This is a genomic window from Maricaulis maris (assembly GCF_003634045.1).
GTDB lineage: Bacteria > Pseudomonadota > Alphaproteobacteria > Caulobacterales > Maricaulaceae > Maricaulis > Maricaulis maris.
The window spans coordinates 359,923-385,524 of sequence record NZ_RBIM01000001.1; the positions used below are offsets into that span (position 1 = coordinate 359,923).

The 25,602-nt window shown below is 64.4% G+C and carries 22 protein-coding genes; 16 read left to right on the forward strand and 6 right to left on the reverse strand.

Going from position 1 to position 25,602, the window contains the following annotated elements:
* Positions 1-19: 19 nt before the first annotated feature.
* From C7435_RS01770 to C7435_RS01800, 6 genes are all read left to right on the forward strand, one after another.
* The gene (locus C7435_RS01770) at positions 20-2,230 is read left to right on the forward strand and encodes a 3-hydroxyacyl-CoA dehydrogenase NAD-binding domain-containing protein (protein WP_121209786.1); all 2,211 of its coding nucleotides are present in this window, start codon (positions 20-22) and stop codon (positions 2,228-2,230) included.
* 2,772 nt (positions 2,231-5,002) lie between these two features.
* Complete coding sequence (locus C7435_RS01780; RefSeq protein ID WP_121209788.1) at positions 5,003-5,227, forward strand: hypothetical protein; 225 nt, start codon at positions 5,003-5,005, stop codon at positions 5,225-5,227.
* Between the two features lie 204 nt (positions 5,228-5,431).
* Positions 5,432-6,103: a helix-turn-helix domain-containing protein gene (locus C7435_RS01785; protein WP_121209789.1), complete on the forward strand. Its 672-nt coding sequence runs from the start codon at positions 5,432-5,434 to the stop codon at positions 6,101-6,103.
* 86 nt (positions 6,104-6,189) lie between these two features.
* Positions 6,190-7,374: a hypothetical protein gene (locus C7435_RS01790; RefSeq protein ID WP_121209790.1), complete on the forward strand. Its 1,185-nt coding sequence runs from the start codon at positions 6,190-6,192 to the stop codon at positions 7,372-7,374.
* 82 nt (positions 7,375-7,456) lie between these two features.
* Positions 7,457-8,572 (forward strand): glutathione S-transferase family protein, encoded by a 1,116-nt coding sequence (locus C7435_RS01795; protein ID WP_121209791.1) that lies wholly within the window; start codon positions 7,457-7,459, stop codon positions 8,570-8,572.
* A gap of 91 nt (positions 8,573-8,663) precedes the next feature.
* Positions 8,664-9,692 carry an ankyrin repeat domain-containing protein gene (locus tag C7435_RS01800; protein ID WP_170150307.1) on the forward strand — a complete coding sequence of 343 codons (1,029 nt, stop codon included), beginning with the start codon at positions 8,664-8,666 and terminating at the stop codon, positions 9,690-9,692.
* Here the strand turns inward: C7435_RS01800 and C7435_RS01805 are convergent, their stop codons facing one another.
* Positions 9,693-10,460: a DODA-type extradiol aromatic ring-opening family dioxygenase gene (locus C7435_RS01805; protein ID WP_121209793.1), complete on the reverse strand. Its 768-nt coding sequence runs from the start codon at positions 10,458-10,460 to the stop codon at positions 9,693-9,695.
* Positions 10,461-10,547: 87 nt separating this feature from the next.
* Here C7435_RS01805 and C7435_RS01810 point away from each other — a divergent pair, with 87 nt between their 5' ends.
* From C7435_RS01810 to thiD, 4 genes are all read left to right on the forward strand, one after another.
* Positions 10,548-11,438, forward strand: coding sequence for a LysR family transcriptional regulator (locus C7435_RS01810; protein ID WP_121209794.1), 891 nt, complete (start codon positions 10,548-10,550; stop codon positions 11,436-11,438).
* Positions 11,439-11,528: 90 nt separating this feature from the next.
* On the forward strand, positions 11,529-12,377 hold the full coding sequence (locus C7435_RS01815) for a hypothetical protein (protein ID WP_143742872.1): 849 nt from the start codon (positions 11,529-11,531) through the stop codon (positions 12,375-12,377).
* A 41-nt stretch (positions 12,378-12,418) separates the two neighbouring features.
* Positions 12,419-13,336: a tetratricopeptide repeat protein gene (locus tag C7435_RS01820; RefSeq protein WP_121209795.1), complete on the forward strand. Its 918-nt coding sequence runs from the start codon at positions 12,419-12,421 to the stop codon at positions 13,334-13,336.
* Between the two features lie 41 nt (positions 13,337-13,377).
* Positions 13,378-14,187 (forward strand): bifunctional hydroxymethylpyrimidine kinase/phosphomethylpyrimidine kinase, encoded by an 810-nt coding sequence (thiD, locus tag C7435_RS01825; RefSeq protein ID WP_121209796.1) that lies wholly within the window; start codon positions 13,378-13,380, stop codon positions 14,185-14,187.
* Positions 14,188-14,193: 6 nt separating this feature from the next.
* Here the strand turns inward: thiD and C7435_RS01830 are convergent, their stop codons facing one another.
* Positions 14,194-15,105 (reverse strand): DMT family transporter, encoded by a 912-nt coding sequence (locus C7435_RS01830; RefSeq protein ID WP_233350651.1) that lies wholly within the window; start codon positions 15,103-15,105, stop codon positions 14,194-14,196.
* Entirely contained in the window at positions 15,102-16,250 is a 1,149-nt protein-coding gene (locus C7435_RS01835; protein WP_233350652.1) for an aminotransferase class V-fold PLP-dependent enzyme, read from the reverse strand. Before C7435_RS01835 ends, C7435_RS01830 begins: the two co-directional genes overlap by 4 nt.
* Before the next feature lie 90 nt (positions 16,251-16,340).
* Here C7435_RS01835 and C7435_RS01840 point away from each other — a divergent pair, with 90 nt between their 5' ends.
* Both C7435_RS01840 and C7435_RS01845 read left to right on the forward strand, forming a co-directional pair.
* The gene (locus C7435_RS01840; RefSeq protein WP_233350653.1) at positions 16,341-17,534 is read left to right on the forward strand and encodes a phosphoserine transaminase; all 1,194 of its coding nucleotides are present in this window, start codon (positions 16,341-16,343) and stop codon (positions 17,532-17,534) included.
* A gap of 64 nt (positions 17,535-17,598) precedes the next feature.
* Positions 17,599-18,168: an acyloxyacyl hydrolase gene (locus C7435_RS01845; RefSeq protein WP_121209798.1), complete on the forward strand. Its 570-nt coding sequence runs from the start codon at positions 17,599-17,601 to the stop codon at positions 18,166-18,168.
* Between the two features lie 223 nt (positions 18,169-18,391).
* On the opposite strand, the gene C7435_RS01850 is transcribed toward C7435_RS01845, so the two are convergent.
* Positions 18,392-18,952, reverse strand: a complete 561-nt coding sequence (locus C7435_RS01850; protein WP_121209799.1) for a hypothetical protein — start codon at positions 18,950-18,952, stop codon at positions 18,392-18,394.
* 145 nt (positions 18,953-19,097) lie between these two features.
* Between C7435_RS01850 and C7435_RS01855 the strand changes: the two genes are divergently transcribed.
* Positions 19,098-20,225 carry a GNAT family N-acetyltransferase gene (locus C7435_RS01855; protein ID WP_121209800.1) on the forward strand — a complete coding sequence of 376 codons (1,128 nt, stop codon included), beginning with the start codon at positions 19,098-19,100 and terminating at the stop codon, positions 20,223-20,225.
* Here the strand turns inward: C7435_RS01855 and C7435_RS01860 are convergent.
* Positions 20,222-21,370 (reverse strand): GNAT family N-acetyltransferase, encoded by a 1,149-nt coding sequence (locus tag C7435_RS01860; protein ID WP_170150308.1) that lies wholly within the window; start codon positions 21,368-21,370, stop codon positions 20,222-20,224. The two genes, C7435_RS01855 and C7435_RS01860, sit on opposite strands and share 4 nt — an antisense overlap.
* 259 nt (positions 21,371-21,629) lie before the next feature.
* Between C7435_RS01860 and C7435_RS01865 the strand changes: the two genes are divergently transcribed.
* Positions 21,630-22,919 carry an adenylosuccinate synthase gene (locus C7435_RS01865; RefSeq protein ID WP_121209995.1) on the forward strand — a complete coding sequence of 430 codons (1,290 nt, stop codon included), beginning with the start codon at positions 21,630-21,632 and terminating at the stop codon, positions 22,917-22,919.
* Here C7435_RS01865 and C7435_RS01870 read toward each other — a convergent pair.
* Complete coding sequence (locus C7435_RS01870) at positions 22,916-24,019, reverse strand: acyltransferase family protein (RefSeq protein WP_170150309.1); 1,104 nt, start codon at positions 24,017-24,019, stop codon at positions 22,916-22,918. The two genes, C7435_RS01865 and C7435_RS01870, sit on opposite strands and share 4 nt — an antisense overlap.
* 170 nt (positions 24,020-24,189) lie before the next feature.
* Between C7435_RS01870 and C7435_RS01875 the strand changes: the two genes are divergently transcribed.
* Together C7435_RS01875 and C7435_RS01880 are read left to right on the forward strand one after the other, a co-directional pair.
* Positions 24,190-24,723 (forward strand): hypothetical protein, encoded by a 534-nt coding sequence (locus C7435_RS01875; protein ID WP_121209803.1) that lies wholly within the window; start codon positions 24,190-24,192, stop codon positions 24,721-24,723.
* 89 nt (positions 24,724-24,812) lie between these two features.
* Positions 24,813-25,595, forward strand: coding sequence for a helix-turn-helix transcriptional regulator (locus tag C7435_RS01880; RefSeq protein WP_121209804.1), 783 nt, complete (start codon positions 24,813-24,815; stop codon positions 25,593-25,595).
* Positions 25,596-25,602 lie beyond the last annotated feature (7 nt).

Here is a 25,602-nt window from a genome sequence, read left to right on the forward strand (position 1 = left end):
TCGAGCAGGAGAAAAGACGATGAAAAACTTCACACTCGAAATCGATCAAGACGGCATTGCCCTGGTCACTTTTGACAGCCCGGGCAAGTCGATGAATGTCATCTCCGCCGATGTCATGGATGACTTCGACGCGCTGACCGACAAGATCATCAATGACGACGCCATCAAGGGCGTGGTCATCACCTCGGGCAAGGACGCGTTCTGTGCCGGGGCCGATCTGTCGGAGCTGGGCAGCTCCTCCTCCGAGCTGGCCAAGCTGCCGGAAGAGGAAATGAAGACGAAGCTGTTCGAGCAATGCTTCCGTCTCAACAAGACGTTCCGGGCGCTGGAAACCTGCGGCAAGCCGATCGCCGCGGCGGTCAATGGCCTCGCCCTGGGCGGCGGCTTCGAGATTGCCCTGGCCTGTCATTACCGGGTCATGCCGTCGGACAATCCCAAGGCCAAGCTCGGCCTGCCGGAAGCCATGGTCGGTGTCCTGCCCGGCGGTGGCGGCACCCAGCGCCTGCCGCGCCTGGTTGGCCTGATGAATGCCGCACCGATCCTGTTGCAAGGCAAGCAGCTCGACGCCGCAACCGCACAGCAGCAGGGCATTGTCGATGCCCTGGCGCCGCTGGCCGAGCTGGTCGCCAAGGCCAAGGGCCTGGTCAAGGAAGATCCGAAGGGTGCCAAACAGCCCTGGGATGGTGACAAGTTCCGCTTCCCGGGTGGTGGTCCCTACCATCCCGCCGGTGGCCAGATGTTCGGCGCCGCCTCGCCGATGCTGCGCAAGACCAGCTATGGCAATTATCCGGCCCAGCGCTACATCCTGTCCTGCGTCTATGAAGGCTCGCAGGTCTCGATGGATGCCGCGATCCGCATCGAGAGCCGGTATTTCACCAAGCTTTTGCTGCGCCCGGAAAGCCGCAACATGATCCGCTCGATCTTCCTGTCCAAGCAGGATCTGGACAAGGGCGGACGCCGTCCGGCCGGTCAGGACAAGGGCGAGATCAACAAGATCGCCATCATCGGTGCCGGTTTCATGGGTGCGGGCATTGCCACGGTTTCGGCCCAGGCCGGGATCGAGATTGTTCTCATCGACGCCACGCAAGAGGGCGCCGAGAAGGGCAAGAAGCATTGTACCGATCACTTCGCCAAGGGCGTCGCCCGCGGCAAGCTGAGCCAGGACAAGGCTGACAAGCTGGGCGCCCTCATCACGCCGACCACCGATTACACCCTGATCAAGGATGTTGATCTGGTCGTCGAGGCCGTGTTCGAGAATTCCGAACTCAAGGCCAAGATCACCAAGATGGCGGAAGAGCAGATCGGCACCACGGCGGTGTTTGGCTCGAACACCTCCTCCATCCCGATCACCGATCTCGCCAAGGCGTCGGATCGTCCGGACAATTTCATCGGCATCCACTTCTTCTCGCCGGTCGAGAAGATGAACCTGGTCGAGATCATCATGGGCGAGAAGACGGGCGATTATGCCCTCTCGCGCACGATCGATTTTGTCACCAAAATCAAGAAGACGCCGATCGTCGTCTCCGACACGCGCGGCTTCTACGCCAATCGTTGCGTCATGCGCTATATCGGCGAGGGCATGAACCTGCTGGCTGAGGGCGTGAAGCCGGCCCTGATCGAAAATGCCGCCAAGATGGCTGGCATGCCGGTCGGCCCGCTGTCCCTGCAGGACGAGGTGGCGCTGGATCTCGGCGTGAAGCTGATCAAGCAGACCAAGGCCGATCTCGGCGACAGCTACAAGCCGTCCAAGACCGAGCCCATCCTGTTCAAGATGGTCGAGGAATATGAGCGCTTCGGTCGCAAGAATGCCAAGGGCTTCTATGACTACCCGGCCGAAAAGGGTCAGCCCAAGCGTCTCTGGCCGGAGCTGGAGCAGTTTGCTCCGGGCGGCAAGTACGCCGACGAGCAGCCGACAGCGGACGAGATCAAGGACCGCATCCTCTACGCCCAGGCGCTGGAAGCGGCGCGTTGCATGGGTGAGGACATTGTCCAGGATCCGCGTGAGGCCGATGTCGGCTCCATCCTCGGTTGGGGTTTCGCGCCCTATACCGGCGGCACGCTGTCCTACATCGACACCATAGGCGCCAAGGCCTTCGTGGCCCGCGCCAAAGAGCTGGAAGCCGCCTATGGCGACCAGTTCGCGGTGCCGGACCTCCTCGTCGAAATGGCCGAGAAGGGCGAAACCTTCTACGGACGCTTCGGCGCTCCGGCGGCGGTGGCGGCGGAATAGTCCGCCCTAAGCTTCACGGCGACTGCAAGAAACCGGCGCGGCATTGTTCGCGCCGGTTTTTTCTTTGCGCTGCGGAGTAAAGGGTGTGTGCCTGTCCTTTGCGTCATCCTGACGAAAGTCAGGACCCAGTCTCGCAGGCGCGGTTTCACCAGACTTGCCAACAACCAGAGTCGCAATCTGGGTCCCGGCGTTCGCCGGGATGACGGTATTTAAGTCCAGGAATGGATGAGGACGCACGTCATGCCTGTGCACTGCAGAAGCCGAGCGGATTCAATGAGCGCCCCTCTACGTCCGCGCCTCCGGCGCAAACCCCACCATAAACCGCTTGCCGAGAGACCGCCGTATCCGCTTCTTCAGGTCAAGGGCCGCAACGCGGCCGCTTCGCGGTTTCACCCTTGAGCTGAAAAAGCGGATACGGCCTGCTGGCTGACAAGCGATGAATGGTCGTTGGGTGCGGGATCTGACCACAGCTGAGCTGGCGGCTGTTCGCGTGAGTCCGAGGTGTCCATTGGTCGGCTTCTCGATCATCCGGGCTCAGGTGAGCGGTCTTGGAGCCTCTTACCTGCGCCTGGGGGTTGGGCTTAGGCCGGATCGTATCCTGCGTTCGGCCATTTCCATGCCGTCCTCCAGGGGACACAAGTCGAAGCCATCATCCGCTTGAAAGCACGATTGCGTGCCGTATCGTTGGCTGCGACCTTCCCCTATAGCGACGCGATCATAGAGGTATGCATAGTACATGCTCGGGCGACTGCCAGATTCGGCGTATGGCCGGAACGCTTCCAGCGCCAAACGTTGGAGATCGAGGTCGTGGTCCGCGTGCTGCGACGTGTACCATATGCCATACAAGGTGGTCGGGTCGTCCGGCAGATTCGATAGGAAGTCACTGCTACGAACGTACTCCGCATTAGCTTTGACCGCTTCACACCACAAAATTGAGCTAATTCGGTCGTGTGTTGCTCCGAACCTGTCTGAGTGAGGTCGCGTTGTATTCATCGCAACGTCCACCTCAACCAATCTTTGCCATGTCCCAGGGTCGCTTGCGTCCGCTCCGTCCAGAAACTCAATGTGTCGTCTTAAAAGCTCCAACTTGTCCGCGTGGCCATCAAGCAAATCGCGCAAGAGAGCATTGTGTTCAATATCAGGTGCGTTGAGTGCTTCGGACCCATTAAAAAGCTGATGCAGAGCTATAGTTACGCGCGCCCAAAGTGGCGTTTCGCAGCCACCAATAGCGTGCTGCGCGGTACGTTCAGGTATGCGCGGACCAATCGGCGACACCTCTCGCGCTTGGTCCCGCAATTCACGGGCTTGCTCCAGTACGTTTCGGTTGTCGGGCTCAACCACTCTTTCATTCAGGCATATTGCAAGGTCGGAAAGTTGCCCAGTCCCGAATTCGAGCGCACATCCGCTGGGGTCAATGGATGATCGCCCATAGAGTGAAGGTGGGATGCAGCCGGCAGCAAACATCGCTGCTGATAGCGCAATTGTTGTTTTTAAGACCAAATTATTGGAAACATAACAATGCATTAGGCTTCGCTTGCGGCGTCAGATTGAAATCTGAGAGAAGCATTCCGTTCAGATCGATGCAATCCCACCAAATCTAGGATTGGAAGTAGCCGGGAAAAAGCAACCCAGATACGATTCCTACCCCTCTCCCCCGCGCCCCGGCGCATACTCCGCCATAAACCGCTTGCCGAGAGACCGCCGTATCCGCTTCTTCAGGTCAAGGGCCGCAACGCGGTCGCTACGCGGTTTCACCCTTGAGCTGAAGAAGCGGATACGGCCTGCTGGCTGACAAGCGATCTATGGACAGCCCCGCGCGCCGCGCCTGGGTCAGAGCTGAACTTTTGGCGGCTCAAGACTGCTCGCGCCGGTTTTTTCCTGGCCGCACTTGGGCTAATCAGGGCGTGAAATCAGGCTGTTGAAAGTTTTCACCAGCTTTTCCACGGAAAGTGGAAAGTTTTCCACCAACTCCGCCGACTTGTCCACGAAATCGCATTTTCCGTGCGTTGCGGAGCCGGGTCCGGCCTGTTCTACTTCAATCATCGACAGCGACCGAAGTGGCCCGCAAGGACCAGGGATCGCCGGAGAGGTGGCTCGGAGGAGCAGGTTCGCAAGAACAGGTTCCACAAGGGCAGGCCGGAAGGAAAAGGACCCGCAAGGGGCCCGGAATTCAGGTCAGGTTCCAAGGCAAGGGTCCGCAAGGACCGGCGCTGAAGGGCTCACCGAACCGGAGGGACTGAACCGACCGCAAGGGAGGGGACCAGGACGCCAAGATGCCAGCGCTGCCTCACCGTGGTGCTGCCCCGGACGAAAGAAAGGGGACGCGGAAGGGACGGGTGTCAAAACCCGAACCGGACGCAACACGGCCGCCCGCCTCCTCACCTCTTGCCAGGTCAGGGACGGGCGGTTGGTGCGTTTGGGGACGCATCGCGGTCGCCCGCACCGCGATGGACCTCCCCCCTCCTTTTCCCTTGTCCAGCGACCCGCTGCGCCATCCGCCGTCCGGTCCTGGAGCCACGGGCTGGCGCTGCGCCGCCTGTGCTGACCTGGCGCCTTCGGCACAGGTTTCTCGTGGCAAATTCCCCTGACAGGCGAATATCGTATTCGTTCACTAACACAACCAAGTGTTTAGGCCGTTGAATTGGCATTCAAAACACGTCTGGCGCGAAATTTGAACAAGACGTTAATCAAATATGAGATGCGTTAACCAAATCCATCGCCAAGATGCGCCGCGACGGGCAGGCCATGCCCGGCAGGCAAGGCAGGACTGACATGAACTCCTTTGGACCCGATCGCTGGGGGCTGACCGACTGGGCGGGCTATGCCCGTGCCATCGCGCTGGTGTGCTGGTCTGCGGCCGTGCTCATGACCGGTGTGATGGGCTGGTCGGCCTGGCGCGCCTTCGACAATGCTGCGGATGGCGTCGACCGTGTCGTCGCCCGCCACGAAGCCGGCGTCGTTTCCAAAACCCGCGACATCTTCATCGCCCGCCGTTAAGCCCCGGGACGCGTCGCGGATTGCCGGGCGCCGGATAATCTGGCACCGGGCACCCGGTACATGTTCGAGCACAGCGCACCCAGCCTCGCCGACATAGACTCTCATCTTGCTTGACGTGCTGGCGGAAAGACCCTGCGCCGATTGTGAGGCCGCTGGCCGCAGCGCCCTATCGCCACACGCGACCGGCTCGCCTAGGCTTACGCCATGTTGGTCACCGAAATACCGGGCAGGACGCGTTTTGAAGCCGGTGAGTGCCTGCCGATGCACCGGCATGCCGATGCCTATGCCGCTGTGATCGTCGAGGGCAGCTATGACGAGTTCGGCTTCGACGGGCGCTATGTCTGTCAGGCGGGCGATGTCGTGCTGCATCCGCGTGTGCATGCACATGGCAATGCCTTCCCGCAAGGCCGCGCCAGGGTCGTCAATATTCCGCTGCCCGGCATGCTGGCCGACGCGCACGGCCTGAAAGTGTTCAATGCTCCGGATGTCCAGTCATTGCTCGCATTGGCGGCGGACAATCCGGTCAAAGCCGGCCATGCGTTGATCGAGGAGGGGGCCGGTCGTCCGCCGCTGGCGCCGCCGAGTTGGCTGACGGGTTTTACCTTGCGCCTGTTGGCTGGTGCTTCGGTCGCTGCCAGTGCCAGGCAGGCCGGTTGCTCACCGGAACATGCCAGCCGCACGTGCCGGTCATGGTTCGGTCTTTCCCCCCTGGCGTTGCGCCGCGAGGCGCGGATGCGTGCCGCGATCGCCGCCCTGCGCGACGGCGCGAAGATATCGGAAGCGGCGCAGATCGGCGAATTTTCGGATCAGCCACATCTGACCCGTGTCTTGCGTCATCAGACAGGACTGACACCGGCTGGTTTCCGCGGTCATTGAGATCAGATTCGTTCAAGACAATGGCCACACCATTGCGGTCCTATCCGGGGACGCTTGGGGGCGTATGAACGAAAGAGATCATTCAGATGCGTTTACTCGTACTTGCGTTCGCCGGCGCGCTGGCTTGTGGTTCGACAGTTCCGGCCGTCGCGCAAACCGAAGCTCCAGACCACACCCAGGCCATGACAACGCAATGGCGTGTTCGGCCGGCACCCGGGCTGGATGCGCTCATGTTGCTCGGGGCGGCATCCGGCGATGCGTTGCAATCGGGCTATTATTCCGAGGAAATCGTTTTCATTCGCGGGCAGCTTGATCCTGCGGCGGTGGCGGCGATGGATCGTATCGGGCAGCGGATCCGGTCGCACGACTTGTTGGTCGGCCCGTTGCTGGCGCTGCTGTTTTCGGCCGGGCCGGTCGACAGCCTTCAGGACATCATCACCTCGGCCGGCGACCCGGACCGCTACTTGCGGCCGGGCTTTGAGGCCTCACCGAGTTGGGACGCCGAACGTTATGCGGGGTTGCGGGGCTTGATGCCGGACATACTCACGGTCCTGGAGGGATTTCGCACCAGTGGTTTCGAGACTTGGTATGCGGAACGCTTCATGCCCGACATCGCACTCGCGATTGACCGCAACCTCGCCGCCGTGTCGGCTCATGACATTATTCCGGAACAGGCGCGTCTTCTAGGTCGGGATCTCGAGCCGACCGTCGAAATCTTGATCCTGAATTTCTCGCAGCCCTATGGCATCCGCATTATCGGTCAGCGCTTCATCGCCTATCATGGCTGGCCCGGCGACACTCAGGTCCGGGTTGCGGCCCATGAAATCTTCCACCCGCCATTCGATCGCGGCGACGCGGATCTGCGCGCGCGGCTTGCGCCGTTGGAATCCGATCCGTGGATGATCTCGATCGTCGAGAACCATGATCCGGCGTTTGGATACAATTCCTTCATGGGGGTGGTGAACGAGGACTCGACGCAGGCGCTGGACCAGATCGTTTCCGAGCGTATCGGCGTCGGGCGGGATCCGTCGCAGCGCTGGCAACACGCCGATGACGGGATGCACATGCTCGCCGCGGCGCTCTATCATGCGATGAAAGAGGACGGATTCGACGAACGCGGCGGCCGATATCGCGATTGGCTCATCTCCGCCTTTGATCGGGGCCTGCTGACGCCGGCCGAAGTGCGCCGGCGGGCGACCGCCATCGTCGGTGCGGACGCGGTTGCGCGGTGGTATGTCGTCGCCGACATGCCGGAGGCGGCAGCAGACTGAAGCCCTGCCATGCACTGACGCAGGCTGGCGCCGGGCGAAAAGCAGGTTAGCTTTCGTGGCTCAAAGCGGTGCGGAGCAAGCAATGAGCTATACCCTGATCGGGACCCCGGTCTCCCTTTATACCGGCAAGGTGCGGGGCTATCTGCGCTGGAAGAATGTCGCCTTCACCGAGCGGCTTTCAACGCGCGAGGTTTTCAAGGCCGACATTCTTCCGCGCGTCGGCTGGTCGGTCATTCCGGTCGTCATCCATGAAGACGGGTCCGAAGACGGCGTGACGCTTCAGGACACGACCGATATCATCGACCATGTCGAAGCGTGCGAACCCGGCCCGTCGGTCTATCCCGACACGCCGCGCCAGAGGCTTGCCGCCCTGATCCTGGAATTGTTCGGCGATGAGTGGCTGGTCATCCCGGCGATGCATTATCGCTGGGCCTATAATCGCGACTTCGCGCAGCAGGAATTTGGCGCCACCAGCCATCCCCACCTGCCGCCGGAAGAACAATTCGTCGCCGCCGAGAAGGCTGTCGGCTTCTTTTCCGGCTCGATCACCGGGCTCGGCATCAATCCTGACAGCGTTGCGGCGATTGAAGCGGCCTATGAGGATTTTCTGGCCGTGTTCGAGGCTCATCTGGGCGAGCATGACAATCTGTTCGGCTCGCGACCTTCGATCGGCGACTATGGTCTGCTCGGTCCCCTATACGCGCATTTGCTGCGCGACCCGAAGTCCGGCGAGCTGATGCGACGGCTGGCGCCGCGGGTCGCGCGCTGGGCGGAGCGTTGCCATGCGCCGCAGCATTCGCTGACCGGTGACTTCCTGCCGGACGATGAAATCCCGGCGGGCGTCGAGAAATTGCTGCAGCGTTTTGCTGCGCAGCATTGGCCGGTTCTGCGCGATACCGCCGACGCGCTCGCAGGCTGGGCTGCGGACAAGGCGCCGGGCACCGAATTGCCTCGTATACTGGGGTTCCACAAGGCGGTCATCGGCCATGGTGACAGCGCGGTCACCACCGACCGGGCGATCATTCCCTTCCCGCTCTGGATGCTGCAACGGGTCACCGATTATCGCGACGGCCTGGTGGGTGAGGCGCGGCGGGCTGTGGGTGAATTGCTGCGCAGCATGGGTGCAGCAGATCTTGACGAGTTCACCTTGCCGGTGCGCTTGCAACGCCGCAATTTCAAGCTCGCGCTCGCGGATTGATCACAAAGATGTTGGACGCGTCTGGCGTCGTGCCGGGCTAACCTTCCGATCGGGACGGGAGGACATGATGCGAATTCTTGTGACGATATGTATGGCTGTTGGTTTGATGCTTCCGGCGGTCGGTGCACCGCTGGCGGCCCAGTGGCCGGAGGCGGTGCGGACAGCGTTGGAGGCCGGCGATGCCGAAGCACTGGCGGCGGCATTGGACGCCGGCGCTGATCCCGACACGCGGGCCGAGGGTGGTCTGCAGGCCACGGCGCTCATGTATGCAACGTCCAATCCCGACCCCGCGATGACCCGCGTCCTTATCGAGGCCGGCGCTGACATCCATGTCCGGGACACGATGGGTGATCCGGCGATAAACTGGGCCGCCTATTATGGCCACGCCGCAATTGTGCAGATGTTGTTCGAGGCCGGCGCCGATGGTGAGGCCAGCGGCCATGGCTCCGTTGCCGAAATCGCCCTGCGCCGGGGACATCAGGCGACCCTTGCGGTGGCATTGGACGCCACGGGTCAGGCGCCGGCCCGCTTGGCGGTCGACGCCGTCCTGGAACGGGCCGTGATAGCCGGCGACACTGCAACGGTCGCGGCCATCGCGGAATGGCATGACGTCGCCTCAGCACGCGATTGGGCCGGCCGGCCCCTGGTCCATGCCGCGGCCGGGGCCGGACAGGCCGAGACGCTGGGCCTGCTTCTCGCAAATGGGGCCGATCCGGATGCGGTCGACGCGATCGGCTATACGGCCCTGTTCGAAGCAGCGCGGACCGACCAGGTCGCGATTGTCGAGCAATTGATCGAGGTCGGCGCCGACCTCAACCGGGCAGGGGCGGAAAACGGCATGGCGTTGACGGCGGTCCACCTGGCCGCAATCGCAGGGCACACGGCGATGCTGTCCCGGCTGGCCGAGGCCGGGGCCGATCTGGATGTCCAGGGCGTGTCCGGTGCCACGCCGCTGTACTGGGCCGCGTTTGAAGGCCAGCGTGAGGCCGTGCTGGCCCTGCTGGATGCCGGTGCCGATCCCGATGTCAGATCCGAGACAGCACCGGGTTTCGCCGACATCGCCGAAATGCTGGATTGGCCGGATGTCGCGGCGCGACTGGCGGAGCGCGCCGCCGAGTGATCAGGCGGCAAAGCGCCAGATATCCATGGCCAGGGCGCTGCGGCTCCAGGATTGATGCAGACACGTGCCGGCCTGTCCGCCGCCAGCCGCCATGGCGACAAGCAGCGGCCGGAAATGCTCCGGTGTCGGGTGATTGAAGCGCGCGGCCGGTGCGCTGCGCCAGCCGGCAATGGTGTCGGTGTCACCGGATGCCAGTCGCGGTCGGATCCAGTCGGCGAAGGCCAACGCGTCGGGATGGGCAGGCGCGTCCTCGGCGGCTGGCAGGGCGGCGCCGAGCGCGTGCGTCAGGGCGCCGGACCCGATGATCTGGACGCGGTCACGGCTCAGTGGGGCGAGTGCCTTGCCGAGGGCGATGGCCGCGTCGTCGCTGGCGGGAAGGCTGACCTGGAAGACCGGGATGCGGGCGTCTGGATGCATCAGCGCCAGCGGGATCCAGGCGCCATGGTCGCGGCCACGTTGCGGCTCGGCGCCGGCGGCCAGCCCGGCCGCTTTCAGGCGCTCGATCACGGCCGCTGCCAGGTCGGGCGCACCCGGTGCGTCATAGACGGCGCGCGCGAGTTCCGGACCGAACCCGCTGAAATCATGGATGGTCGACGGGGCCGGCGCGGTCTGAACCCGCACCGGGTCCGCTTCCCAATGCGCCGACACGACCAGAACGGCCCGGGTTCCGGGTGTCAGGGCCAGGGATGCGAGGGCGTGGTGAGCGGGTGTGTCGCGTACCAGAACATCCGGTGCGCCGTGGGAGATGAAAAGCGGATCGATCAACATGTCGGCCTCCTGGCTTTTCCATATGAATGCGGCGGCAAATGGGATAAATGCCCGGTAACGACACTTTCTGTTTCTTGTGGGGAATAAATGGACCGGATTGATGCGCTGCGCCTGTTCTGCTCGGTGGCTGAGCTGGGGAGTTTCACCAAGGCGGCTGACCGCGAAGGCATGACGCCGGGCGCTGCCTCGAAGCAGATCACCGCGCTCGAGGAAAGATTGCAGGCGCGCCTGTTCGAGCGCACGACCCGCTCCGTCCGCCTCACCGATGCCGGTGACGCCCTGCTCGACCGGGTGCGGCCCTGGCTGGACGAGTATGACGGGCTGGAGCAGGGCGTTGCCGATGCACGCTCGGCGCCGGCCGGCGTGTTGCGCGTCTCGGCGCCGGTTGATTTCGGCGCCCGCCGGCTGATGCCGATCATCACGCAATTCATGACCGACTGGCCCGGTGTCGAAATTCGCCTGTCGCTGGCCGATCGCATGGTCGATCTGGTCAATGAGGGATTTGATGTCGGGGTGCGGATCGGCAATCTGCCCGACAGCGCCCTGATCGCCAAACAGCTCGCGCCGGCCTGCATGTCAGTGGTCGCCTCGCCGGCCTATCTCGCCCGTGCCGGAACCCCGCAACACCCGTCGGAACTGGCCGGGCACGAAATGGTCATCGACCGCAACAAGCCGGCGCCGCAAATGCTGAAATTCCTGCAGGGCAGGGACGAGGTCGATGTCCGCATCCATGGCCGCCTGTCACTCAATGGTGCTGTGGCAGCGGTGACGGCGGCAGAGGCGGGGGTCGGCATTGCCTGTTCGCCGCGCTGGGCGGCCGAGCGGGCAATCGCCGAGGGCCGCGTGGTTGAAATCCTGACCGACTGGGAGTCGGAAAACCGCTTCCTGTGGGCGGTTTTCCCGTCCAACCGCTATCTGGCCCACCGGGTCCGCCTGTTCGTGGACTTTCTGGCCTCGCAATTCACCGACCGGATCTGACAGCGTACAGATTTCGCCACTCAGCTTGCGTTCATGTGTTAGGCTATTTAAAGGCGGCTGGACGAGCAGGGGGCATCTGGGCGGATGAATATGCGCGCACTCATTTTGATCATGGCAGGCTTGAGCCTGTCCGCTTGTGCCACGACGGTCACGGACAGTCGCAATGGCGGCAGCATGGCCAATTCGGCGTTCAACTATGCGCCATCATCGCGGGCGCCGGTCAGTGGTGCCGGCTATGAGCTGATCGGGCATTCCGACTGGACCGGGCGATTGGCTTACTATGACGATGAGGGCGATGCCCGGGCGCATCTGGTGATGCGTTATGATGACGGCCGCGAGGTCGATGCCCGGCTCGATATCGTGATGCCCTATCTCGATGGCGGGCTGCGCCAGTTCCGTGGCGAGGACCAGGACGGGCGTTATGTCGCGGTCGAATTGCAGGCCGGCCCGTGCCCGTCCGCCGACGGCGACACGCTGATCTATTTTGCCGACATGTCGATCGGCAGCCAGACCGCCAGCGGCTGTGGTCGCGAGGTTGGCGGCGAGGTCGATCGCTGGTCGAACTATCTGATCGATTATCTGCCGATGATTGATCTCTGCCTGTCCGATTTCCGCGACCGCGCCCGTCATGTCTCGATCGCCTATACGATGGCGGGTGGCGAAACCGGTGTCCGCATCGTCGATCTCGACATGCGGACCTGGGAATGTGCGACCCGCGAAGGCGGTACCGAGATCAACACGATCCGCCCGCTCGACGCCGCCGATGCCATGTTCGGTGAAGGCGATCCGATCTTCGTGCGGGGTGCCATGCCGGACTTCGGTGAGGGGTGTTATGTCTACGAAGCGGTGCGTGAAGCCGACCGGACACTGATCGGTGCCTTTGGCTTCGACGCCTGCAATAGCGGCCCGATTGCCGCGCTCGGACCGGACGTCGGCTGACTTAACCGCGTCTTTACGCAACGCAGAGCAAGGCCTTGGGCATGCGCGCGAAAATCGTCCTGACCCTGATTGCCAGCCTCGCCCTGACAGCCCCGTCGGCGGCAGAGATCACCGATTTGCGGGCCCGCCTTGATGGCGATGCGGGCCAGATCTGGATTGCCCTCGACGAGCAACCGGCCGGTCTGATCAGCGAGGTCAGCCAAGCCGGCCTGACGCTCACCCTGGACGGTGTCAGCCTGCGCGCCCGCGCGATCAGCCCGGCCTCGGATACGCTGGTGGCAGCGGTGACCATTGATCCGACCGAACAGGGCGCGATCGTCCGACTGCATGCCAGCCGCAGCTGGACCGGTGCCCGTGCCGAACTTCGCCAGGGCGGCGTGCTGGTCAGCATGATGGTTGGTCCGACGCCCGAGGTGCATGTTGCCGCCGGTGCCCTCCGGTCTGACGGTGGCATGTCGCCTGCCAATGTCCCGCCGTCGGACCGTGCGCCGATGCCGACATCCGCCACCGGCAGCGAAAATGCGATCCAGGCCACGCCGGAACCGGCGCAATCCGTCGCTCCCGCTACATCAGCGCCAGCCGCGCCGACGCCGCTCTTCGCCAGCAATGACGGTGCTGCCCAAGCGGCGCGTAGCGGCACGTCCGTGGTGCCGCCGGGCGTTTGCACCGAGGCGGCACAAGCGGTCGCCGAAAGTCCATGGGATGATGATCTCCTGCACGCCCAGGCGGCCTGCCTGAATGATGGCGGCTATCACGCCGCCGCCGCATCGATCTACGAACAGATGCTGGCCTTCGAACCGGAGAATTTCCGTGCCACAGTCGCGCTGGCGGAAATCCGGGTCGAGCAGGGCGATGAACAGGCGGCGCGTGCACTCTATGACCAGGCGGCCCGGCATGCGATATCCGACGCCGAGGCGGCCCGCGCGCGGTCCCGGTTGCGGGCCTTGCGGGAGCAATAGGCAAGGCAGGCCGACTGTCCGGCCGGAGGATGCAAGGCGCGATGGATATTGATGAACCCAAGGGCCGGGTCCTGATCATTGCCGGCTCAGACAGTGGCGGCGGTGCCGGTATCCAGGCCGATATCAAGGCGGTGACCGCGATGGGCGGCCATGCTGCCACCGCGATCACCGCAATCACCGTCCAGAACACGCTCGGCGTCAGCGCCATCCATCCTGTGCCGCTGGACATTGTGAAGGCGCAGATCGATGCGGTGCTGTCCGATATCGGGGCCGATATCATCAAGACCGGCATGCTCGGCACGCGCGAGATCGTCGATCTTGTCGCCGACCGTCTGGAGGCCTGCGACCCGCCGGTCCCGCTGGTGCTCGATCCGGTCATGGTCGCGACCTCGGGCGACAGGCTGGTTTCAGACGACGCTGCAATGGCGATCCGAGATCGACTGTTGCCACTGGCCTGGCTGGTCACGCCCAATATCCCGGAGGCGGAAAAGCTGACCGGCCTGGTGGTCGAAGACATCGCCGGCCAGCTTGAGGCGGCCAACAAGCTCGTCGCGATGGGGGCCCGCGCGGCGCTGGTCAAGGGCGGTCATCTCAAGGGCGGGGTGGTGACCGATGTTTTGGTCTCGACACGCGGTATGGAGCTGATGGAACGGCCGCGCCTGCCCGGCCGCAACACCCATGGCACCGGCTGCACGCTGGCCTCGGCGATTGCCGGCCTGCTGGCGGACGGGGCGGCCCTGCCGGACGCCGTTCGCCGGGCTGGCGACTATCTGCACGAAGCGATTGCCCGCGCACCGGGCTTCGGGGCTGGCAATGGTCCCGTCTATCATGCCTGGGTGATGCGGCCCTGATCCCGGTCAGGGCGGTGAAGTCGAGGACGTCCCGCTGCGGGCCAGCCAGACGCCGGCCAGAATGATGGCGAGCGCGACCACCGCTGGCCAGCCGATCATCTCGCCGATCACCAGACCGGTCAGCAGGGCGGCGATCGGTGTCAGATAGTTTGCAATCGCCAGAAAATTCGGCCCGGCGGTCCGTGCGACCTGCATCAGCACGACCGAGGCGAGGGCGGTGGGGCCGATGGCCAGCCAGGCCGCGGCAGCCCACGCCGTCGGGGCCACGGCCTCGACCCGCATCAGATCCCAGATGCCGATTGGCAGGGCGAACAGGGTCGCCATGATCAACATGCCGGCAGCCGATACGGAGGGGCGGGTTTCGGGCAGGAGCCGGGCCTGGATCGCGTTGACGGCATAACAGACCGCGGCTCCGATCACGGCCAGCTGGGCCAGCGTGTCGGCGCCGCCGAGACCGGCCAGCGCCGAGGGCCCGAGCAGCAGGATGACGCCGCTGAAACCGACCAGAAGGCCCAGAACGGCGCGCAGGGTCATGCGCTCACCGGGCACGAAGACATGCGCCAGGCCGACCGTCGCCAAGGGCATGGTCGCGACCAGGATTCCGGCCAGTGCACTGTCGATATATTGCTGCGCCCAGCTGACCAGGAAAAAGGGCAGGGCGTTGCCGAACAGGCCGAGCCCGGCCATCCACAGCCAGCGTCGGTCGGTGAGCGGCGGCAGCCGGTGACCGCGGGCGTGGGCCCAAGCGGTCAGGATTGTGGCGGCGAGGCCAAGGCGCACAAAGATCATCGCGCCGGGTGGCAGGGTTTCCACGCCATGTTTGATGAAGGCGAAGGCCGATCCCCATAGAACGGTAAGCAGGATCAGGGCGGCCCAGTCGCGCGGGCCGACGGTGTGAGGCAAATGTGCGGGCGTCAAAGCAGGTCTTCCAGAGCAGTCACAAAACGCTGGAAGTCTGCCTCATCATTGTAGATATGGGGTGTGATGCGCATCCGGTCGCCGCGCTGGGAAACATAAACTCCTTCGGACGCCAACCGGGCAACCAGATCGCCGGGCGCGCCATCGGGCAGCGACAGGCTGAGATAGTGGGCGGCGCGATCCGGTGTCGTTTCGCGCAGTCCGAGCGGTGCGAGGCGGTTCGCCAGGGCGCGGTTGGTGTGGCCCAGCGTGGTCGCCAGCGCGTCGGCGCCCCAGCCCAGCATGGCGTCGAGGCTGGCAATGGCGGCGGGAACAAGCTGGAAGTTGGAGCGCTCGCCCATGTCGAAACGGCGGGCGCCGGCGGCGTGCGCGTCGGCATAATCGACCAGACGGGCAAAGTCCTCGGCCTTGTCGCGAACGATCCAGTTCTGTTCCAACGGCTCGCCATCATGATGATGCGGCGCGGCGTAGAGAAAGCCCATCGCATAGGGGCCGAGCAGCCATTTGTACGAAGCGGCGACAGCAAAATCCGGCTGGATCGCGGCCAGGTCGAAGGGCATCACGCCGAGTGATTGGGTCAGGTCGAGCACCAGGGCTGCCCCCTGGCGCCGGGCTGCATCGCTGATCGCGGCCAGGTCGAGGGCGCCGCCATCGGCCCAATGGACCTGCGGGCAGGCGACAATCGACGTCGCGGTCGAGATGGCGCTCAACACGGCCTCGGTCCAGCTCTGATTGTCCGACCGGCTGACCGTGCGCAGGCGGGCGCCATGCTCCGCAGCCAAGTCGCGCCAGACATAGACATTGGACGGGAATTGTTCCGCCAGGACCAGGATTTCGCTCTTGGCGTCCGGGGCCAGACTACGGGCTGCCGTTGCCAGCCCGTAGGAGGCCGCCGGCACCAGGGCGACCGTGTCGGCGCTTGCGCCATACAGGCGGGCTGCCCGTTCACGCAGGGCTTCCGGGGCGTCGAAGAAATCGGTCTGGACCTGATAGCGCCAGGGCTGGCCCTTGCGGGCATAGCTGTCCTGGCCGGCTGCGACGGCGTCGTGCGGCATTGGCCCCATATAGGCGGCGTTCAGGTAGCAAGTCTCGCGCGGCAGGTCGAACTGGTCGCGTTGCGGTGGAATCAGGGACGGGGAAATCATGGCGAAAGCTCTTGCCCCGCGCCGGGGAGGGCGTCAACGTGCGCTGCAACATAACCCGCCCCGATGCCCGCACATTCCCCGGAGACAGACTTGGCCGATATCCCGACGCAATCCGCGACCCGCACGAATAATCCCAAACCTGTCCTTCGTCCCGGTGATCCGCGCTTTTCCTGCGGGCCGGTGAAAAAATATCCCGGCTGGTCATGGGACGCGATCGCCGATGCGCCGCTATCGCGCACCCACCGGGCCGGGGCCCCGGTCGCGCGGATCAAGGAAGCCATCGAGCGTACCCACGCCCTGCTCGAACTGCCCGAGGGTTATAAGGTCGCGCTCCTGCCGGGCTCGGACACCGGCGCGATGGAAGCGGCGATGTGGTCGCTGCTCGGTCAGCGCGGCACCGATGTCTTCTCCTGGGATGTGTTCGGCAATCGCTGGACGCTCGATGCCCGCGACGAGCTGAAGCTGCAGGATTTGCGTGTTTTCCAGACGCCGGCGGGCACGCTGCCGGATATCAGCCAGTATGATGGCAAGCGCGACGCCATTTTCACCCTCAACGGCACGGCGGCCGGTGTCTGGATTCCGGATTTTGACTGGATCGACGCTGATCGCGAGGGGCTGACCCTGTGTGACGCCACGTCGGCCGCTTTCGCCGTGGAGATCGACTGGTCGAAAATCGATGTGCTGACCTTCTCCTGGCAGAAATGCATGGGCGGCGAGGCCCAGCACGGCATGCTGGTGATGAGTCCGCGCGCCATCGAACGCCTCGACAACTACCGGCCCGACTGGCCGATCCCGGGCCTGTTGCAGCTGCACACCAAGGGCAAGGCCAATCTGGCGGTCTATGAGGGCTCGACCCTGAACACGCCGTCGCTGATGGCGGTCGAGGACTATCTGGCGGCGCTGAAATGGGCCTCGCGCATTGGTGGCCTGCCGGAACTCATCCGTCGCCGCGAGGAGAATTTCGCCGCTCTGGACGCCTGGGTGCAGGAGGCCGACTGGATCGATTATCTGTGCGCCAATCCGGCCCATCGTTCGCCCGTCTCGGTGACGCTGAAATATACCGACCCGGCGGTGATCGCCGCCGGCGAGGATGCGCAATGGGATCTGACCAAGAAAATCTCCTCCCTGCTGGAGCGGGAAAATGCGGCGCTGGACATCAGCATGCACCGGGCATCCGTGCCGGGCATCCGCATCTGGTGCGGGCCGACAGTGGAGCGTGATGATTTGGCCGCACTCGGTCCCTGGCTCGACTGGGCCTATCGCGAAGCGCTGGACGCGGGCTGAGACACGCTTTATCCCGTTTGCAACCGATAACAGACCGGTCGCGCAGGCGGCCCGAGGGGACATCATGAAACTCATCCTGACGACGACCGCCGCTTTCGCCCTGCTGACCGGAGCCGGACTCGCCGATGATCGCGGCATGGAATTCCGCCTTGGCGTGACCGCGCACGATCTCGCCGATCACGTCGAAGATGGTCCGAACATCACCCTCGACCTGCTGTTTGCCTCGCCGGATTTCCTCGATGCCATCTGGTCGCCGCGCCCGTATCTCTATGGTTCGTTCAACACCAATGGCCTGACCAATTTCGGCGGTACGGGCCTGGCCTGGGACTTCGAGGTCGCCGAAAACCTGAACTTCGAATTCCGCACCGGCCTGACCTATAATGACGGCGTCGAGGACATTGACCCCAACTCGCCGCCGGGCGACCCGACCCGCATCCGCCTGGCGACCACGCGCTCGCTGATGGGCAATGAAATCCTCTTCCACAACGCCATCGGTCTCGATTACGACCTCAATGAGCGCTGGTCGATCGGCGCCTATTACGAGCACATCTCGCACGGCCAGATCCTCGCCTCGGGCCGCAACCAGGCGCTCGACAATGCCGGCATCCGTTTCGGATACCGCTTCGGGAACTAAGGGGGCGGGCTTTAGCTCCGATACTTTTCCTCCCCATCTTGATGGGGAGGTGTCTCGACGCGTAGCGGCGGGACGGAGGGGCCGCCGCAGGCGGAGGGCTCCCCTCGCTACGCTCGGCCTTATCGAGCCCTGCTACGCCAAGGCTACGCAGGGCCCACTTCCCCATTTCATGGGGAAGAAAAGTGCCGCACTAGGTCCTCGCCCGTGATGGGCGCAACATCGCCTACTCCCCCCGCGCTGCTGCCGCCTCTTCCGCGCGCGGATCGTCGGCTTTGGGGACATAGATGCCGATAAACACCGTCTGCCAGTTTCCTTCGCCATCACCCTGGTCAAACTGCTGGGTGACGGTGCCGTCTTCATTCGGGGTCCAGCTGCCGCGCAGCGGGGCGCGGGTGTCGGTCTGGACGGTGTAGGCCTCGCCCGAGAGCACCATGGCACCGGCCTCATCCAGCCCGCCGGTATAGTCGATATACCAGCCATTGCTCATCCAGACCTGACGCCATTCGCCGATCAGCGGATCATGGATATTGATACTGTTGCCGGCATTGCCGCTGGCGCCGACCCAGTGCTCGGTGACCAGGCAGCCGCCATTGATTCGTTCGATCTGGTTGTGGCCGAGATAGGGGCCGGGCGCGTCATCGGTGTCAGGCGCGTAGACATTCCAATCCCCGACCCAGAAATCGAAGGCGTTCCAGGGCGCGCCGACACAGGCATCCGGCGGCGGGGTTGCGGCAGATTGCAGCAGCAGGAGGCCTGACCCGGCGAGGGTAAGCGCGAGCGACATCGGATACTCCCCGTTCTCGACACGCTTGCCATAATGCCGCCGCTGCCCGCCGGGGCAAGTCACGCATTCGCGACCGGGGCGACCGTTAACCTGTGACACACGGACAAGGCGTCATGATCGGCGAGACAAGCTGACGGAGTCTCGCATGGCAGGACATATCCGCGTGGTCGCCCGGGATGACCTGGCCCGGCTTGCCGAGCTGATCGACATTTGCGGCTTCCCGGACCGCGACCGTGCCGGCTGGGACTGGGTATTGTTCGGCAATCCGGCGCAGGGCGATGCGCCACCGGGCTGGGTCTATGAGGAGGCCGGGACGATTCTCGGCTTTGTCGGCAATCTGGTCAGCGATTTCATCGGTCCCGACAAAACCTATCGCGGAGCAATGGGGCATACGCTGGTGACCGATGTTGGCAACCGGACCGCGCGTGCCGGCATCCGTTTGGCGCGACACCAGCTGACCCAGTCGGGACCGGATTTTTGCTATACGCTCAACAATAACACGCTGTCGGCCGTGATCCTGCCGCGATTGGGCTATCAAGCCTGGCTCGGCGCCGATGCCCGGGAATGGCTGGAATGGGTGACCGCCCCGGTCCGGCTCGCGGCCTCGACCGTGCGGACCCGCCTGAAGACTGCGGGCCTGCCGGCGCCGGACTGGTTCGGGCGGATGGCGCTGGAACGGCCGGGCGACCCGGTTGCGGCGCGGCTGCAGCGGGAGATGGCTGCCGACTGGCCCGAAGACATGCCCGGTCTCGACACCGTCGGGCCGGACGCGCTGGCGCGTTTTCGCGATCGCCGGACGGCGGCCGGCGTGATTGTGCGGGACGGCAGTGCGGCCGATCTTGGCTGGCGCCGGTCCGACCCGCTGCGGGCAGGCGGACAGGTGTGGCGGGTTGTGCGGCGTGATGGCGATATTCTCGCGCTGATCGGTGCCGTTGTCGCCAAGATGGAGGTCGACGGCCCGGAGGCCCTCGATATTGTCGAGCTGGCGGTCCTGCCCGGCGCCGACGGTGTGCGGGCCGGGCGCGATCTGATTGCGCGCGTGCTGCAAACGGCGCGGCGGGCCGGCCTGGCGCGTGTGCGTCTGCGTTTTGCCGCCTCATTGGACAGTGCCGTACTGGCGGGGCTGCCGCGACCGTTGCGCCGTCGCCAGCGCCATGACTCCTGCCATATTGCCTTTCACAATCCCGATCCGGCCTTGCGACAATTTTGGCGACCGGCGGCTGGTGATGCGGACTTTTTCTTCGCCCAGCGGGTGCCGCCGGCGCTGCGCTAGAGAAGGCCCTGGCGCAGGTTGGCGAGCCGGCACAGCGACGCGCCGACACTGCGGGCGCGGTCGATCGGTGAGCGCTCCGTGGCGCAGATCTGGTCAAAGCGCCGACGCGAACGCGCCACCATTGAGCGCACCATGGCGGGCCCGCTGTATTCGAGATGTCGGATGATCTGCGCCAAGGGGCGGCTGCGCGGCCGGTCCGTCACGGCGTCGATCGTCGCTGAATGGCCGATCACGACATCATTGGCGTAAAAGCGCTTATAGCCATGCTCGAGGCTTCCGGCGTCATACTGGCGGACACCGATGCCCGGCATCGCGGCGAACATGTGCTGCATCAGGACATGACCGGGTGAGTATTGACCGAACTCCGGATCGAAGGCGGTCAGCCAGCCATGTACGCGATCGGCGGATCGCAGGTTGAACTCTGCCGCCGCGAGACGTCCATCCAGGTGCAGGGTTGAAAAGAGCGGGCCGAAGCGGCCGTCCGGACTGCCGGCATGCAGTTGCTTCAGCAGGCGATGAACCCAGGCCCGGCTCAGCACATCGTGTCGGCCGGTGGCGCGAAGTTGCCGCCATTTCAGCGCGATCAGCGCTGCGAGGTCGGCTGGCGATGTCGAGTGAAGCGTGAAACGCACCGAATGCGCATCATGCAGGCGACGCTCGAGTCGGCGCATTTTCTTGAACTGTCGTGGATGCCGGGAGGCTTGCTGCCGGAGGAAGGCCGCGCCATCCGTCCCGAGATCCGACAGGGCGTTGCGAGTGGTGTTCAGATGGGCATGGTCCAGCGTGACCGGGGTCACCAGATTATTGCCGCTATAGCCCGCCAGGCCGAGTTCGCGCAGCATGTGCGAGGGTTCGATCGACACGTCGGGGGCCAGGATCGGACCGTCCCAATCCGTGAAGGGGGCAGCCGGCGCCCTGCACCAGCCATTGGCGCGGCGTTGTACCGGCCAGGCTGCCCGCATCTCGCCACCGTGTTCGGCAAAGCCGATGGCCAGGCCGGGCTGAACCGCAGCCACGGCTCGCAGATAGTCGGGGTCGAAGAAGGGGCTGGCATAGGCGGGATTGTCCAGCCGGATGGCCTGGATGCCCTGCCAGTCGCGTGGTCGAAGTTCGCTGGCCGGTCGCAGTCGGTATGCGTGTATCATGGGCGACTCCAACTCGTGGTGTTCCATTCCGCAACGATCTGCATCGTCATGCCGGAGGGCTGCAGTATCGGGGCCAATCAGTTGGGCGGCCCGGCGCACGTGGAAAGCGGTAACGCCTCACTTGTGAGGATGGCGGTTCTGTTTTAAGGCTCGCCCGACGCGGCCCGCTCTGGCTTTGATCCGTCGGCGGACGTCTTCCGCGGCAGTTGCGGACAGATCGACCGGCCGCGGTCACGACATGACAGAAGCGGAGATCTTCATGGCCAATGTTACCGTGGTGGGTGCCCAGTGGGGCGATGAGGGCAAGGGCAAGCTGGTCGACTGGCTGTCGCACCGCGCCGATGTGGTGGCCCGTTTCCAGGGCGGTCACAATGCCGGTCACACCCTCGTTGTTGGCGAGAATGTCTACAAGCTCTCTTTGCTGCCCTCCGGTGTCGTGCGCGGCAAGCTGTCGGTGATCGGCAATGGCGTGGTCGTCGATCCCTGGGCCTTTGTCGCCGAGGTTGATCGCATCGCCGAGCAAGGCGTGAACATCACCCCGGACGTGGTCAAGATTTCCGAGACCGCGACCCTGATCCTGCCGATCCACCGCGAACTCGATGCCCTGCGTGAAAACCGCGATGATGGCGAGCCGATCGGCACGACGCGCCGCGGCATAGGCCCGGCCTATGAGGACAAGGTCGGCCGCCGCGCCGTGCGGGTCATCGACCTCGCCGATCCGGCAGCGCTGAAGGCGCGGGTCAAGGATATCCTGCATCACCACAACGCCTTGCGCCGTGGCCTGGGTCATGAGGAATACAGTGCCGACCAGCTGGTCGCCGAGCTGACCGAGATCGCGCCGAAAATCCTGCCCTATGCGGCGCCGGTCTGGCGGGTGCTGAAAGACGCCATCAAGTCGGACCAGAAAGTTCTGTTCGAAGGGGCGCAGGGCGCCCTGCTGGACGTTGATCACGGCACCTATCCCTTCGTCACCTCCTCCAACACCGTCTCCGGTCAGGCCTCCGCCGGCACCGGCGTCGGGCCGCGCGATGTCGGTTATGTGCTGGGCATTGCCAAGGCCTATATGACCCGCGTTGGCGAGGGGCCGTTCCCGACCGAATTGTTTGATGCCGATGGCCAGTCACTAGGCGAGCGTGGCCATGAATTCGGGGTCGTCACCGGACGCAAGCGTCGCTGTGGCTGGTTCGATGCGGTCATCACCCGCCAGACCCTGCAGGTCGGCGGCGTGCACGGCGTCGCCCTGACCAAGCTGGACGTGCTCGACGGTTTCAAGACCATCAAGGTCTGCGTCGCCTATGAGCTCAATGGCGAGCGTCTCGACCATCTGCCCGCCGGCAAGGAAGCCCAGGCCGGTGTGACGCCGGTCTATGAAGAACTGCAGGGTTGGGAAGGTTCCACCGCCGGGGCCCGCTCCTGGGCCGATCTGCCGGCCGAGGCGGTCAAATATGTCCGCCGCCTGGAAGAGCTGATCGAATGCCCGATCGCCCTGGTCTCGACCTCGCCGGAACGCGAAGACGTGATCCTGATGCAGGATCCCTTTCGGAGCTAGGCAGCGGCGGTTTCGGCAGCGGTGGCAGGCGCCGCCCGTCGGCTCAACCGGGCGCGCAGCGCCAGCGCCGGTTTCTCGACGATCACCCGCAATCCCCAGCCAGCGAGCACGGCCAGCGGCAGCATGACCAGGGCGAGCATTGTGGTGCTCAGGCCGGGCAGCAGGGCGAAGGCCATCATGCCGATCGGCCAGTGCAGGATATAGATGCCGTAGGACACGTCCTCGACATTGCGGACGCGCTCTCCGGTCTGACCGGGAATGCGGGCATAGCCGAGCAGGAGATAGCTGGCGGCGAGCGCGATGTCGAGCATCATCCAGCCGATCGGCAGGTGCTGGGTTACAAGCGCGGCCAGTATGGCAAGGCCGGCAAAGGCCGGGGTCAGGCGCAGAAATTTGCGGCCGGCATGAAAGGCGGCGCCGATCATGAAGGCCGGCGCAAAGCGGGCCAGCGTGCCGATCGTCTCCTCGCCGATGCCGCGATAGCCGAAGGTCTCGACCAGCATGCCGAAAACGAGGGTGAGGGCAGTCCAGACAAGGACCTGGGCATTTTTGCGATAGAGGCCGAACACCATCAGTACGCCGACACCGAGATAGGCCATCAGCTCATAGCGGATGGTCCAGAGCGGGCCATTCATGTTTTCGCCCATGGGCGAGGCTTCGAAGACGCCGGGCAGGCCGGCCATCGGATCGACTTGGCTGATCAGTTTGAGCGGGAAGAGCAATGTCTGCGACTGGCTCCAGTATTCGCCGGCCGGCAAGCTGGTGAAGAGCGGACCGACGACAAGCCAGAGCAGCAGCACCGTGGCGATCAGGCCGGGAAAGATGCGGAAGAAGCGGGCGCCGACATAACGCGCGATATCGCGTGATTTCATGGCGCTGGCGGTGATCATGTAACCGGACAGGATGAAAAACCCGTCGAGTGCACACTGGACGATGAAGTCGACCGAGGTGGCCCAGACGCCGACATAGGGCAGGCCGAGCGGGATCATCAGGGCGTGGCCGTACAGGACAATCAGCGCGAACAATATCCGCATTGCCGTGAAGTTGTTGGCCTTTTCGTCGAGACGGCCGTGACCGTCGCGAAACAGGAAATGTCGCATGCCCGTATCCTTGTTCTGGGACAGGTCCATGCAAAATCCGATCCGCGCATGGCGATCCGGGTTCTTAAGGTTAATATATTGAAATTATTGAAATATTGGGCGTCGTAATTGGCGCGAAGTTAAAAGGCCGGGCACCACATTCCTGCCAGATTTCAATTTGGGAGGGAAAAATGGTCCGAAATCGGACAATTCTGGTGTGGACGGTGGCGCTGGGCTGGGGCCTGGGCGCGGCGCTGATCGGGATGAGTGACGCAGCGGCGCAATCGACCCGGTCTGCGGACTGTCAGCGCTATGGTCAGCATCGCGACACTTATCTGCTGGGCGTCAGCGCCGGCATGGAAGAACAGCTCGAGGCGATGGCGAGGCAACGCCAGGTGCCGGTGCAGGCTGCGGCCTTTTATTGGGGCGGTGCGCTGATGCAGGCCGGCGATACCCGAACGCTGGCCCAGTTGACGCTGGCCACCGCCGGTTGGCCGGGGCAGGGCGCCCGGGCGGAACGCGCGATGGCGCGAATTTCCGACGAGCATCAGGGCGATCTGGCGGCCTTGCTGGCCGGGCTGATGCTGTCGGACGGCCGCGGCACGGATGATCCTTACCGCGCCCGAGCCTATCTCACCGATGCCAGTCGGCGCGGCAATACAGACGCGACAGCCTTCCTGGGCCTGTACGAGGCGTGCCATTCGCGGCGGGTGGCCCTGAACTAGCGCGAAAGCCGACCTTACAGCGACGTCATCATCCAATCACATCGCCGCGTGCATCCATGCACTAACCCTCGGTAGCCTGGGTGACGGGAATGATGATGAAACGGCAGAAAATCTTGGCAACAGCGCCCGGTCTCGACATCCAGCTTACCTGGTACCAGCCGGGCCAGTCGATGGCCGATCATGTCCATGCGGACCATCAGGTGTCATGGCTGATCAGCGGTGACATGCGCGAGACCAGCGCCGGGCGCGAGCACGACCTGCTACGCGTCAGCCGCGGCGTCAAACCCGCCGGTTGCCGCCATGCCAATCTCTACGGGCCCGACGGAGCCCTGGTCCTGGCGCTCAACCTTCAGCCCGGATCGCCTTTCTGTGCCGACTTGCCGGGGCTCGACGACTGGGTGTGGGCGGCGTCCGGCGAGGACATGCCGGGAGAGATCATCCGGATTGCGCTGGCCCTGTCCGACGGTCGGCTGTCTGCGGGGCTGGCCTTGCCGGACCTTGCGGCTCGTATCACGGCGCCGCCCCGGACCACGCCGTGCCGGTCGGCCCAGGCGCCGGACCCCTGGTTGGCTCGGGTGCGGGAACAATTGCGCGACGCGGCCGACGATCCGGACCTGGCGCAGCTGGCCGAGAATGCCGGCGTCCACCGGGTCCATCTGTCGCGCAGTTTTGCCCGGCATTACGGCATGCCGCCCAGCCTGTACCGCCTGCATTGCAAGCTGGGACGGGGGATATCCGGATTGATGCAGGGCGACAGTCCGGTCCAGGCGGCCCAGGCTGGCGGATTTGCCGACCAACCGCATTTTACGCGGGCTGCCCGGCGCCAGACCGGGCTCACCCCGCACCGGATCCGGACTCTCATGGCCGCATGATCCGGTC